Origin of the sequence: Vibrio sp. 1F169 (assembly GCF_041439605.1) — a bacterium.
In the GTDB taxonomy this organism is placed as follows: domain Bacteria; phylum Pseudomonadota; class Gammaproteobacteria; order Enterobacterales; family Vibrionaceae; genus Vibrio; species Vibrio tasmaniensis_A.
In genome coordinates this window covers 1-12,224 of record NZ_JBGOOI010000098.1, presented here as the reverse complement: position 1 = coordinate 12,224, position 12,224 = coordinate 1, and the positions used below count along the sequence as shown (strand labels likewise).

Here is a 12,224-nt window from a genome sequence, read left to right as displayed (position 1 = left end):
CAACGGTATGCTAAGAACAAAAATGCCGTTCACTCTTAAGTGAACGGCATTACTCAACATGGAGGTGTATTATGCAAATCAGTGTCGATGTCCATAATTATATGGAAACTTTGGTGGGAAATGTATTAGCTACAGAAGAGTATGTTTCTGGCTATACCAACGAGCAGTTAGCCGATCTTGCGTGTTTGGCTTTAGGTCAGCTTAAACCCATCTATATTCGCTTCGATGTCGATTTTCTATCGGCATTGCCAGAGGATAAATTGGTGCTGTATAAACGAAATAGTGAGATCGCGGTCAAAAATGCAGAAAGTATGATCATTGACGACAGAAGACGAGAGCGTGACGACAATGTACCCGTAATCTTTAGTCAACATAATTTTGATGATGACGTTGAATTACAATGGTATGAAAAGCCATTGTTGAGCGGTAAACAGTCATGATAGTTTACGGTTAATGCGGTCATTTAAGGAGTAAAAACGTGGGATTCTTTTCTAGATTATTTAGTGGCAAAGAAAAAACCGAACAAAAAGTAGAAATTGAGCCAGTCGAATACAAAGGCTTCAATATCTATCAAGATGCCATTGCTGAATCTGGTCAATACCGTGTAGCTGGGCGAATCGAGAAAGAATTTGATGGTGAAATCAAAACCCATCGTTTTATTCGTTCAGATGTTGTTTCAAACAAACAAGATGCCGATGAACTGATGCTTAAAAAATCGCAGATGTTCATCGACCAAATGGGCGATAGCATTTTTAGCTAACCAAATAGGGTTAGAATTGATGTTGGTCATAATTTAGAGAGCTTTCAGTGTATATGCTGAAAGCTCTTTTTAGTTTTAGGAACAAAGAACAGCTAGTAGGTTGTTATTTAAAGGAATATTTGCAAGTGGTTTGACCTCTTGGCTCAAAAGAGGCGTCATTTCTTCAAATGAAGTGCTCCAATTCCATCCAAATCGTTATAAGTAATAACTTTTCCTGTTCTTTGAATAAAACGCTTGAAGTATTAGTTCTCGTTAGATACAAACGAATAAGTCATTGTGCCAATAGTCAAGGAATAGCTATGCAAATTGGTGTACCAAGAGAAACACTCGCAGGTGAAACGCGAGTCGCTGCTTCGCCGAAATCGGTAGAACAGCTTCTAAAATTAGGATTTGAAGTTTGTGTTGAATCACAAGCAGGTGCGTTAGCAAGTTTTGAAGATGCAGTTTATGAACAAGCTGGAGCAAAAATTGTCACCGCAGATGAAGCTTGGAAATCCGATATTATTTTTAAAGTTAACGCTCCGATCGTTGACGAAACTACAAATGAAATTGATCTTCTTAAAGATGGCGCAACATTGGTCAGCTTTATTTGGCCAGCTCAGAACCCAGAATTAATGGAACAATTGTCCACTCGTAATATTAACGTGATGGCGATGGATTCTGTACCTCGTATTTCAAGAGCTCAAGCGTTAGATGCATTGAGTTCTATGGCTAACATCGCGGGTTACCGTGCTGTTGTTGAGGCGGCGCATGAGTTTGGTCGATTCTTCACAGGTCAAATTACGGCGGCAGGCAAAGTTCCACCAGCGAAGGTACTGGTTGCTGGTGCGGGTGTTGCTGGCCTAGCAGCAATTGGCGCTGCGGGTAGTTTGGGTGCGATCGTTCGTTCGTTCGATGTTCGTCCTGAAGTAAAAGAGCAAGTCGAGTCTATGGGCGCTGAATTCTTGGAAGTGGATTTCAAGGAAGATACCAGCGCGGGCGACGGCTACGCAAAAGAGATGTCTGAAGCATTCAATAAGAAAGCTGAAGAACTGTATGCAGCTCAAGCTAAAGATGTCGATATCATCATTACAACGGCACTGATCCCAGGTCGTCCGGCACCTAAGCTGATTACCAAAGAGATGGTAGACAGCATGAGTGCTGGTAGTGTGATTGTTGACCTTGCGGCAGCCAATGGCGGCAACTGTGAATATACCGTTGCGGATCAAGTTATTACAACGGCTAACGGCGTGAAAGTGGTAGGTTACACAGATATGGTTGGTCGACTACCGACTCAATCATCTCAACTGTATGCAACGAACCTCGTTAACTTGCTGAAACTGCTTTGCAAAGAGAAAGATGGCAACATCAATATTGACTTTGAAGATGTTGTGCTACGCGGTGTTACTGTGGTTAAAGAGGGTGAAGTCACTTGGCCTGCACCGCCAATTCAAGTTTCAGCTCAACCACAACAAGCTAAGCCCAAAGCGGTTAAACCAGAGCCAAAAGTTGAAGAGCCGGTTTCTCCAATTAAGAAAGTGGCAGGCATGGCGGTTGCTGTAGGTGCATTTGCTTGGGTAGCTTCGGTTGCTCCTGCTGCGTTCTTATCTCACTTTACCGTTTTTGTACTCGCTTGTGTGGTGGGTTATTACGTCGTTTGGAATGTAAGCCATTCTCTGCATACGCCTTTGATGTCCGTAACTAACGCGATTTCAGGAATCATTGTAGTCGGTGCACTGTTACAGATAGGACAAGGAAGTGGCGTTGTCACGTTCTTATCATTTATTGCCGTATTAATTGCAAGTATCAATATCTTTGGTGGCTTTACCGTAACCAAACGTATGCTTGAAATGTTCCGTAAAGACTAAGGAGTGACAGATGTCTGAAGGATTAGTACAAGCAGCTTATATTGTGGCTGCTGTATTCTTTATTATGAGCTTGGCTGGGTTGTCGAAACAGGAATCTGCGCGCGCAGGTAACTATTACGGTATCACGGGTATGGCAATCGCGTTGATCGCGACGATCTTTGGCCCACATTCTGCAGGTATTGTATGGATCATCATTGCTATGGTGATCGGTGGTGGTATTGGTATCCACTACGCAAGAAAAGTAGAAATGACTGAAATGCCTGAGCTGGTGGCAATTCTGCACAGCTTCGTAGGTATGGCAGCAGTACTTGTAGGTTACAACAGTTACATTGACCCACCTGCTACCGTTTCTATCAACCCTGCTGATATTCATGCAGAGCACGTGATCCACCTAGTGGAAGTGTTCCTTGGCGTGTTTATCGGTGCGGTGACGTTCACGGGTTCTATTGTTGCGTTTGGTAAGCTTCGCGGCGTTATCTCTTCGTCTGCATTGAACATCCCTCATAAGCATAAGTGGAACCTAGCGGCGATCGTAGTTTCTACACTACTGATGATTATGTTCGTTAAAGCGGACGGCAGCATGTTCGCGCTAATGGTGATGACTCTTATCGCATTCGCATTCGGTTACCACCTAGTGGCATCGATTGGTGGCGCAGATATGCCAGTGGTTGTCTCTATGCTGAACTCATATTCTGGTTGGGCAGCAGCAGCGGCAGGTTTCATGCTTGCGAACGATCTGCTTATCGTAACCGGTGCATTGGTTGGTTCGTCAGGTGCAATTCTTTCTTACATCATGTGTAAGGCGATGAATCGCTCTTTCATCAGCGTTATTGCTGGTGGATTCGGCCAAGATGTGGTTGTGTCTGATGGTGATGAAGAGCAAGGTGAACACCGCGAAACATCAGCTGAAGACGTGGCTGACATGCTGAAAAATTCAAAGTCAGTCATCATCACTCCTGGATATGGCATGGCAGTAGCTCAAGCTCAATATCCAGTGCATGAAATCACTGAGAAGCTACGAGCGCAGGGCATCAATGTTCGATTTGGTATCCACCCAGTTGCTGGTAGGTTACCGGGTCACATGAATGTGTTACTTGCTGAAGCAAAAGTACCTTACGATATCGTTCTTGAAATGGATGAACTCAACGATGACTTCAATGAGACCGATACTGTTTTGGTTATCGGTGCAAACGACACTGTGAACCCAGCAGCACTTGAAGATCCAAACAGCCCAATCGCTGGCATGCCAGTACTTGAAGTTTGGAATGCTCAGAACGTTATCGTATTCAAACGTTCGATGAACACAGGTTACGCAGGTGTGCAAAACCCACTGTTCTTCAAAGAGAATACGCAGATGTTGTTTGGTGATGCGAAACAGAGCTGTCTCGGTATTCTAGAGCATCTATAGGAAACACTTTTTAAGTATTTTCTAAGCAAAAGCATTAAGTCGTAACTAAATAAGGAGCTCATTAGAGCTCCTTTTTTTTGTTCATCTGAAAGTCGCTGTATCCTAAAGTAACAATCTATGACCCATAAGCAGCAATCTATGGCCTATAAGCAATAAGCACAGTCCGATAGATGGCCGTAAAACTCATTTGAATGAAGTTATAACGACTCAAACGATTAGCGAGTACAGCTGTGCAACATAGCCCTAATATGATCGAATTTGTCGCTATAACTCGTCATTAGCACGGTTTTTCATGCGGTTATAAATTTATCTTTGATAACGAATGGTATATATTTGATTGATCTATATGAATTTGCGTTGGTTTGTGATCATCAAAAGAACATTTACTCTGCTTATCGCTACATTATCCGTTTCAGTGAACGCGTTTGCTGACTCTTTACCTGAGCGTATCGATAACTTCACTAAACTTTTTGATCATGAAATGGCAATTGAATCTTATGATATTCGACTGCTTCAGGCTGATTACCCGACTCGCTTGATCATGCCGTCCTCTATGCTGCCGCAAACTGCTGAATACCCACTAAAAGACATCCAACGCTTATACCGGTTATCAAAAACATGCAGCGGAAAGTTGCCTTTAAGCCCTCTAATCACAGAGCCTTTGGTCTTTACTCGTGCAATGTGTAAAGGAACTAAACTTTCTGATCGTTGGTTTACTCGAAGTGGTTTGATTCATCCCGGTGGCGGTTCATATGCCGCACGCTACGTTGAGTTATACCCAGAGAAATTTGACTCGTTGAAGCGCTACATGCACATTCAAGAGCGACCGAACACCGAACACGATGAACTACTGTCTCGTCTACAGAAGATGGACAATGAAGCCATAACAGCTTTGCTAGCGGGTGCGAGTATGTTTGTTGAGCTTGATGAAATGTGGGTCAAGCGCGGTGATAGATATTACCTGTATAAAGAATCAGTTTGGAACGAAAACGCTACGCTCGCGGGTTTAGCCTTTAGTTTGTCCTCAGAAGGCAACAGCTGTTTTGTCCAACGCGGCAATGTATGTTGGGAAATAGAAGATCATTCAGAGCTTCTGCAGATCGCCATGTTTATTTTGGTGATTGCCAATATCCTACTCGTGTTGGGGTGGGCGGTTTACCGTTGGAACAGTAAAAAACAAGAGATGAAGAGCCGCATGCTGGTTCTTCAAATTCTAACGCATGAATTAAGAACACCGATTGCGAGTTTGTCATTGACGGTTGAAGGGTTTAGGCGAGAGTTCGAACACTTGCCAGAATCGGTATATGATGAATTTCGTAGGTTGTGTGAAGATACACGCCGTTTAAGGCAGTTGGCAGAAGCAAGTAAAGACTATTTGCAATCAGACAACCAACCGCTTGCAACAGAGTGGGTGCCAAGTGTTGAAGAGTGGCTTCAATACAAAGTTGAAGAAGACTTTGCTCCGGGCATTGAACTCCGCGTAAACAAAGATATTGCTGCAAAAGTAAACGTATATTGGTTAGGAACGTGTATCGATAACCTGATCAGAAATGCCGTGAAATACGGTGTTGCCCCAGTGATACTAGAACTGAATACTTCTGACAAGAAGCTGACATTCAAAGTTATAGATAATGGAGACTTGTCTCGTAAAGATTGGGGGCAACTAAGAAAGCCATTCGTAAGTAAGAGTGGACTCGGTTTAGGTCTGACGATAGTAGAATCTATGGTCGGAAAAATGGGCGGTCACATGACGCTTATCGGCCCCCCAACAACATTTATTTTGGAGATACCTTGTGAAACAGACATTGCTTCTCGTTGAAGACGATAAAAATTTAGCTGACGGTTTATTAGTTAGCCTTGAGCAAGCTGGATATGAATGTTTACATGCCGAGCTGATCTCTGAAGTTGAAGGCTATTGGGAACAAGCGGATCTTGTGATCCTAGACCGTCAACTTCCTGATGGTGACTCAGTAGATTCACTTCCAGGTTGGAAGAAAAAGAAAGACATCCCAGTTATTTTGCTAACGGCTCTCGTAACAGTAAAAGACAAAGTAGCCGGCCTAGACTCAGGTGCGAATGATTACCTAACGAAACCATTTGCAGAAGCTGAACTGTTTGCTCGAATCCGTGCACAACTACGCCTACCTGATGCTGAAGATCAAGATGCATCAAAAGTAATGGCTCAAAACCTTGTAATTGACAAAGCAACACGTGAAGTGTTTTTTAACGAACTGGAAGTCACGTTAACGCGTACGGAATTTGATCTATTATTATTCTTGGCAAGTAATCTTGGTCGAGTGTTTACTCGTGATGAGCTACTAGACCACGTTTGGGGTTACAACCACTTCCCAACAACTCGTACTGTAGACACGCACGTTCTGCAACTAAGACAGAAGTTGCCAGGTTTAGAAATTGAAACCTTACGTGGCGTTGGCTACAAGATGAAAGCGTAATGAAAAAAGCCTTACTTCCACTACTCATTTTATCAAGCGTCATCAATACTGCACACGCAGCCGATTGGTTTAAGGACAGTGATGCGCTGACACAAGTGCACAAGCACCTGCTAGATAATGATTTAGCATTGATGTTTGATTCACTAGTGGAAGTTTGGCAAATCAACGCTTCGCAATCTCGCGAAGATCATCTCAATCAGCTGTTCGAGCAAGCATTGAACAAAGATTGTGGGAAAACGCTCACCAAAAACACTTTACCGGACTGGATAAGCTCGGTCGTCGTGAAAAGACACATTATCCAAAGCCCAGGCAGGGAAACATTCCGTGTGGCGATTGACGTTGAATCGGAAAGCAACATCCAAGACATCACCTTTGAGAAGTGGGTCGACAAGGTCGTTTCGTCTGATAGTGAGTTCACCAAAGGTAACCCTGTAATCAATAACACTTCAGTGAGTGTATACAGCAAACGTTATAGCTTAGCGTCTCAACTTGATTCCGGACTTTATCGCCTGACTGTAAAAGGAAATAGCGGTAACTCCTGGAGCACTTGGGTCATTCTTGGTGAAGTGGTTATGCGTCAACAAGTTCGTTGGGCATCTAAAGACTCTTGGTTGATCGATAAAAAAGCACTGCTGAACCCATACTGCCCATTACCAAAGCTAGACGTAGGTTTGTACGATTATGTCGATGAACGATATAAGCAGGTGTGGGGTAAAAGTTATGAATCCGATTATCCGACCAATTTAACGGGTGAAGAACTGCCCAATGATCGTTATGTTTTAGCTGTATCAATGGTACATTCGCGCTGGCAAGGTGACATAGCGATAGAGCAAGCACAAACTATCAGTAAAACTTATGATATTTCTAGCGAAGAGTAGCTAAAGTAATTTAGAATTGAGCCGTTAATAATGTAAGGGATCTAACAAAGATAAACGGCATGAAAAATACAACTAAACTACTCGCAGCATCAATTGCATTCGCCAGTCTTCCTCTTTCAGCAGCAAACTACGCCATTGAAGCGCGTGGTGATGCGATGGGTGGTGTTGGTGTTGTTTCAGCAAACTTCCTAACAGCTCCATTCTATAACCCAGCACTTGTTGCTATTTATCGTCGTAACGATGATATGGGTATGATCACGCCAAGTTTTGGTGGTAGTTATAATGACCCCCAAGACATGAAATCAAATATTGATTCCGCTCTGGCTGCGACAAACACTGCAGATTTAGATGCAGCTCTTAAAAAACTCGATGGTAACCAAGCTAATGTTGAACTTGGTGGTGTTGTCGCATTCGCTATCCCAAATCAATTTATAGCGGCTAACCTATTCGGCAAAGCCTATACAGAATCGTTTGCTACACCAAATGTTTACAATGAAGCGTCAGCGACAGATGCCGATAAACTTGAGTTGTCGACGGTAGAAGCCGTTGCTATTGGTGTTACCGAAGTTGGATTAACTCTCGCTAAATATCAAACCTTTATGGGGCAGCATATTTCATTTGGTATCACGCCTAAACTTCAACGTATTTACACATACAACTACGTTGCTTCTGTTAAGAGCTACGATTTGTCTGATGTAAGAGACAATGGTGAAGGTGAAACTTCTTTTAATATGGATGCTGGCGCGCTTTGGTTCACAGGTCCATTTCGAGTTGGCTTTTCGGCTACCAACTTAATATCTAGAGATATCAATACCAAAGATACATCTCAAACTTTAACGAGTACGACGACCAGCGATGTGACACACAAAGTCGGTGGCCAATACGCATACAAACTAGAGCCAGTATATACCGTAGGTGCTGGTATCGTAGCGGACTACTTCACGCTTAGTGTCGACTATGACTTAAATGAAACCGAAAAGTTTACTTCGTTCAAAGATAATGAACAGATGATTCGCGTTGGTACAGAAGTTGATGTTTTACGTCAGCTTCAGCTAAGGGCAGGGTACTACAAGAATTTGGCATACTCTGGTTCAGAAGGTACAGTCACTGCAGGTATTGGTTTGTCGCCACTCAATTTGTTCCAGTTAGATTTAAGTGCTAACTACACAAATGAAAATGCAATGGGTGCATCAATCAATTTCCTTGCTAGTTACTAACAGTCCTTATATAGTTCTGCTCCTAAATAAAGGAGCAGACTATGCTAAACGACTTACCAACCCTTTCTCACGAAGAACAACAGAAAGCTGTTGAACGAATTCAAGAAATGATGACCCAGGGCATCAGCACAGCACAAGCTATCAAAATCGTTGCTGAGCAAATTCGTGAAGAAATGAGTAATAAAGAAGAGTAGGGCATTAGCCCTTCTTTTTTAACACCTTAGCGCACTATAACTAAATATATTACCCTCTAGTATATTATCTCGTACATACCAACTCTTTAGTTACCCTAAACCCCGAACTATTCAAAACCATTAAATGCCGTTTATTCAGTAAGTTACGTTGGAGTAATCCACTTATCAGGCTTTTCTTGGCTCCTATTTGTAATTAAATTACAGCAAGCTCTGAAAACAATACAACTATCATTTTGGGTGTCAGTATTTATGTCACCATGTCTAAGTAGTTAAATCTATGGCGTTTTTTAAGGATAGTGACGTTGTGACTTCCATTTTTAGTGGGTCAGAGTGCGTGATTAGAAGCGTGACGGGAGCAGAATAATAAGGATTTCCTCGAAGAGCAGCGCGAGATAAGTAACGACGGTAATGTTCAAAACCGATACCGCGAGTGACTTACGACTGCTTAGAGAAAGCTTTTACTAGCCAGATATGTGCGGTTTAGAACAAGTAGTTAGGAAGCTTAGAAACGATACATCTCAACCTGAGAATGCGATTAATGGCGTTACTACAGAATGTGTTATTACCGATGGTGAGAGCGCGCTTAGAGGCGTACATATCGATTAGAACCCTAATGAGACAGTAAAGCTTTTGGCTTCTTTAGTCTGCGTTGAAAATCTAACGGCGGCTTAAATGGACAGTAGATATCGACAGGGTATTAATGGCGTCTTGATTGGGTATTGGCAGAGAGTTGAATGTGTAACTGCAGTCTAGTCAAGCGAGCTTTAGTACAACTTTGCGACTTGGTTTCGTCCGTTGTCTTTCGCTTGGTAGAGTGCCTTGTCTGCACGTTTAATTGCAGAACGTATCGATTCATGTTGCTTAAGCTGTGTTACTCCAGTCGAAGTCGTTACTTTAAGCGCTTTAGGCCAAACGCTTTGGTCGATTGCTAGGTATAGATTATTGATAGATTCGTTACACTGTAGCGCAGTTTGCTCCAGGCAAACTAAAAGGAACTCCTCACCACCCCAGCGATAAAGTAAATATTGCTCACCAAGACTCTCGTTCGCCGTTGCGACAAACTGAATAAGTACTTTGTCACCCACTTCATGGCCATGTTGATCATTGATTTGCTTAAAATGGTCTAAATCAAACAAAGCGATGTGAATTGTTTTTCCTTGCTGGGCTAACCATTCAAAATCATAGAAAGCATCTAAAGCTTCAGTTCTGTTCCTACAGCCGGTTAACGGATCGGTTGTAGCCTTTATCTTTAGCTCTTCAATTTCTTGAGTCAACAAACGTTGTTGCTGTGCGGCATCTGTTCTTGTTCTTCTGGCTAGATATAACGCACAAGATATATAGTAAATCGCATACAGCACCCATAAACTAATTAAGAGTTTTCCTAGTACAAACTTGTCGATCGTCTTGCCGTGAAAAACGATGCTTTGTACTGTCAGTTTATGGTGCCCATCAAGTGTGCTAGCACCAAGCCCTAACTCAACCGACACTGCGTTGGTAACGTCTACGGCGCTATTAGTAATAGGGTGGTTGTAATAGTCGATCCACCATAAAGGGACATTGAAATAATCTAAGTCGATGTGTTTTCTATCGGGTAACGAGAAATCTAAACGATTGAACTTATTAGACATAGCGTCACCTTGAACGCTGTAATTCTCGTCGTAATTTCGAATGTAAAAGCGAAACCTTGGCTGTTCTTGGCCTTCGTAATCCATATTGATGGTCACTGAGTCATACACTGAGAGATCCAGACCTTTACCTTCCGTAGAGATAACGAACTCAATCTCACAGAATGGCGAGCTATAGGTACGCTTAAAGTCACACTGTAACTCAATGGTGTCTTCTGACTTATACAGCACCCCTTTGGTGCCACCATTATGTTCTTGGTCAGTGTTAACGAGTGTAGGGAATCTATCTGGAGTGATAACGTAGTTTTGATCCATGATCATATGATAAGAGATAAACGACAGTAGAGTGGCAGCGAGGCAAAAAACCGAAAGGAATATATTGATTTGCCTGAATACGTTGTCGCTCAAAATGTTAATCATCCATACATGTAACTTTGTGGTTATGCGTGATGTCACCGCAAACAGAGATTCTATCGAGTATTCACATTCGAACCCAATAGTTAAAATTGAATTGAAGATTATACAGAAAAGTTAATGATTAAACTGATTTTTAGAACAAATTCTGTACGCATGGCGTTGGTTTTGAATGCTATTCACTCGATAAGTGTGGTTTTTGCGGGGGTATCAATTTAACTGCATATTTATACAGTTAAATTTACTGTGGTTCGGTTTGTCGTAATCAGAGTTATGTGTGCGAGTTTTATGGCTTGCTGTGACAACGAGTCACGAGGCCACTGTTACTGTTCGTCAATTAAAGTGGAGGGTAGTTATGTTGCAGTGTCACTTTTTAAGCTCAATTTTATCAAAACACTTTGTTGTTTATTAGAGCGTTCGTTTCATTCATTTTGTCTTTTATTCCCAATTACGCGCCATGGTGCGATACCTACTTGAATATTACGGATCTCGATGGAAAACGAAGTGATGGCGTTTCTTGATGCGTTGGTCATTGCATTTATTACAGGTTGAGTCTCAAGCCTCGGCACGATTGCGGCTTTGAAAACAGACATCAACTGGATAAAGCGAGTGCAACAAGACCAAGAGCAACGGATACGAAAACTGGAGAACCCCAATGAAAGGACACAAGTGCAAAGGTCGTCGACCAAACGGCCAACTTAAGAAAGGTTACACGCTCAAGAACGGGCGTGTGGTAAGGGCGAACACCACACGAAAACGCTACAAGAAACGCCGATGATTCACAGCAATCGAAAGGGCTATTTTTTTAGGAAAGTAGCCCTTTCTGCATTTCTACGACGAGAATCCACACTTTAAGCATCCAGTTTTACAGCTAATGATTTAAATCACTGTTATAAATAGGGTTAATGAGTATAATCCTTTCCCATAAATCAGACTAGACAGAAAAACTCTGTATTTAAATGCAGAATTTTCTATCTAATAAGCGTTAGTTCTACTTATTAAATGTGCGTACTGGTTCATATGTGTGATTCACTTCTCATTCATATGCGCAGCTACTCCGATATCATTCTCAGGATTTATAAAACAACAATTGAGGTTAAAATGAGTGCTAGGTATTGCGACAAATGTGGTCAAAAAACAGAACATAAAGAATTGATTAAGCAAAAACCGTCCAAATATGGCAATAGTAAGAAAGAAAAGTTTAAGGAATTTCTTGCGGGTTTTTTGGGTGGGATGGCTAGTCCAGCAGGAGCGTCACTAGATTTAATCGATCGCTATGTAGTTTGTTTAGAGTGTGGTATTAAAACATTAGAAAATCATGGCGATGGATTTCAATAAATTGTGTCTTGTCCAGTCTAAGTCGTAGAGCTAACAACAAATAAGGATTAAGGTGTTGCGTAGCCAACACTAAATCCCAAGTGTTGAACA

General features: G+C 42.1%; 12 protein-coding genes and 1 pseudogene. 12 read left to right on the top strand and 1 reads right to left on the bottom strand.

Annotation, left to right across the window (positions count from 1 at the left end; genetic code table 11):
• The first annotated feature begins 71 nt into the window (after positions 1-71).
• The 9 genes from ACED53_RS21525 to ACED53_RS21485 all read left to right on the top strand — a co-directional run bounded on the left by ACED53_RS21525 (position 72) and on the right by ACED53_RS21485 (position 8,757).
• Positions 72-440, top strand: coding sequence for a late competence development ComFB family protein (locus ACED53_RS21525; protein WP_009845358.1), 369 nt, complete (start codon positions 72-74; stop codon positions 438-440).
• Between the two features lie 38 nt (positions 441-478).
• Complete coding sequence (locus tag ACED53_RS21520; RefSeq protein ID WP_012600627.1) at positions 479-760, top strand: HlyU family transcriptional regulator; 282 nt, start codon at positions 479-481, stop codon at positions 758-760.
• A 299-nt stretch (positions 761-1,059) separates the two neighbouring features.
• Complete coding sequence (gene pntA, locus ACED53_RS21515) at positions 1,060-2,607, top strand: Re/Si-specific NAD(P)(+) transhydrogenase subunit alpha (RefSeq protein WP_017101862.1); 1,548 nt, start codon at positions 1,060-1,062, stop codon at positions 2,605-2,607.
• A gap of 10 nt (positions 2,608-2,617) precedes the next feature.
• On the top strand, positions 2,618-4,015 hold the full coding sequence (pntB, locus tag ACED53_RS21510; protein WP_009845361.1) for a Re/Si-specific NAD(P)(+) transhydrogenase subunit beta: 1,398 nt from the start codon (positions 2,618-2,620) through the stop codon (positions 4,013-4,015).
• Positions 4,016-4,361: 346 nt separating this feature from the next.
• Positions 4,362-5,834, top strand: coding sequence for a sensor histidine kinase VxrA (vxrA, locus tag ACED53_RS21505; RefSeq protein WP_017101861.1), 1,473 nt, complete (start codon positions 4,362-4,364; stop codon positions 5,832-5,834).
• Positions 5,809-6,468 (top strand): response regulator transcription factor VxrB, encoded by a 660-nt coding sequence (vxrB, locus tag ACED53_RS21500; RefSeq protein ID WP_009845363.1) that lies wholly within the window; start codon positions 5,809-5,811, stop codon positions 6,466-6,468. Before vxrA ends, vxrB begins: the two co-directional genes overlap by 26 nt.
• Positions 6,468-7,346: a DUF2861 family protein gene (locus ACED53_RS21495; protein ID WP_017098137.1), complete on the top strand. Its 879-nt coding sequence runs from the start codon at positions 6,468-6,470 to the stop codon at positions 7,344-7,346. The genes vxrB and ACED53_RS21495 overlap by 1 nt, the downstream gene beginning before the upstream one ends.
• Positions 7,347-7,405: 59 nt before the next feature.
• The gene (locus ACED53_RS21490; RefSeq protein WP_017101860.1) at positions 7,406-8,563 is read left to right on the top strand and encodes a conjugal transfer protein TraF; all 1,158 of its coding nucleotides are present in this window, start codon (positions 7,406-7,408) and stop codon (positions 8,561-8,563) included.
• A gap of 41 nt (positions 8,564-8,604) precedes the next feature.
• On the top strand, positions 8,605-8,757 hold the full coding sequence (locus ACED53_RS21485; RefSeq protein WP_004731009.1) for a YoaH family protein: 153 nt from the start codon (positions 8,605-8,607) through the stop codon (positions 8,755-8,757).
• Between the two features lie 764 nt (positions 8,758-9,521).
• Here ACED53_RS21485 and ACED53_RS21480 read toward each other — a convergent pair.
• Complete coding sequence (locus ACED53_RS21480) at positions 9,522-10,802, bottom strand: GGDEF domain-containing protein (protein ID WP_032499462.1); 1,281 nt, start codon at positions 10,800-10,802, stop codon at positions 9,522-9,524.
• A gap of 501 nt (positions 10,803-11,303) precedes the next feature.
• On the opposite strand from ACED53_RS21480, the pseudogene ACED53_RS21475 reads away from it, so the two are divergent.
• The 3 genes and pseudogenes from ACED53_RS21475 to ACED53_RS21465 all read left to right on the top strand — a co-directional run bounded on the left by ACED53_RS21475 (position 11,304) and on the right by ACED53_RS21465 (position 12,134).
• Positions 11,304-11,498: pseudogene (locus ACED53_RS21475) on the top strand (hypothetical protein).
• Positions 11,452-11,574: a hypothetical protein gene (locus ACED53_RS21470; RefSeq protein ID WP_258186662.1), complete on the top strand. Its 123-nt coding sequence runs from the start codon at positions 11,452-11,454 to the stop codon at positions 11,572-11,574. Before ACED53_RS21475 ends, ACED53_RS21470 begins: the two are co-directional and overlap by 47 nt.
• Positions 11,575-11,897: 323 nt before the next feature.
• A complete protein-coding gene (locus tag ACED53_RS21465; RefSeq protein WP_102579751.1) occupies positions 11,898-12,134 on the top strand; it encodes a hypothetical protein in 237 nt (78 codons plus the stop codon).
• The last annotated feature ends 90 nt before the right edge of the window (positions 12,135-12,224 follow it).

Excerpts from the sequence above, each read along its gene's own strand:
- ACED53_RS21525 (WP_009845358.1), top strand. The coding sequence starts at position 72 with ATGCAAATCAGTGTCGATGTCCATAATTATATGGAAACTTTGGTGGGA.
- pntA (WP_017101862.1), top strand. The coding sequence starts at position 1,060 with ATGCAAATTGGTGTACCAAGAGAAACACTCGCAGGTGAAACGCGAGTC.
- pntB (WP_009845361.1), top strand. The coding sequence starts at position 2,618 with ATGTCTGAAGGATTAGTACAAGCAGCTTATATTGTGGCTGCTGTATTC.
- vxrA (WP_017101861.1), top strand. The coding sequence starts at position 4,362 with ATGAATTTGCGTTGGTTTGTGATCATCAAAAGAACATTTACTCTGCTT.
- ACED53_RS21495 (WP_017098137.1), top strand. The coding sequence starts at position 6,468 with ATGAAAAAAGCCTTACTTCCACTACTCATTTTATCAAGCGTCATCAAT.
- ACED53_RS21490 (WP_017101860.1), top strand. The coding sequence starts at position 7,406 with ATGAAAAATACAACTAAACTACTCGCAGCATCAATTGCATTCGCCAGT.
- ACED53_RS21485 (WP_004731009.1), top strand. The coding sequence starts at position 8,605 with ATGCTAAACGACTTACCAACCCTTTCTCACGAAGAACAACAGAAAGCT.
- ACED53_RS21480 (WP_032499462.1), bottom strand. The coding sequence starts at position 10,802 with ATGATTAACATTTTGAGCGACAACGTATTCAGGCAAATCAATATATTC.
- ACED53_RS21470 (WP_258186662.1), top strand. The coding sequence starts at position 11,452 with ATGAAAGGACACAAGTGCAAAGGTCGTCGACCAAACGGCCAACTTAAG.
- ACED53_RS21465 (WP_102579751.1), top strand. The coding sequence starts at position 11,898 with ATGAGTGCTAGGTATTGCGACAAATGTGGTCAAAAAACAGAACATAAA.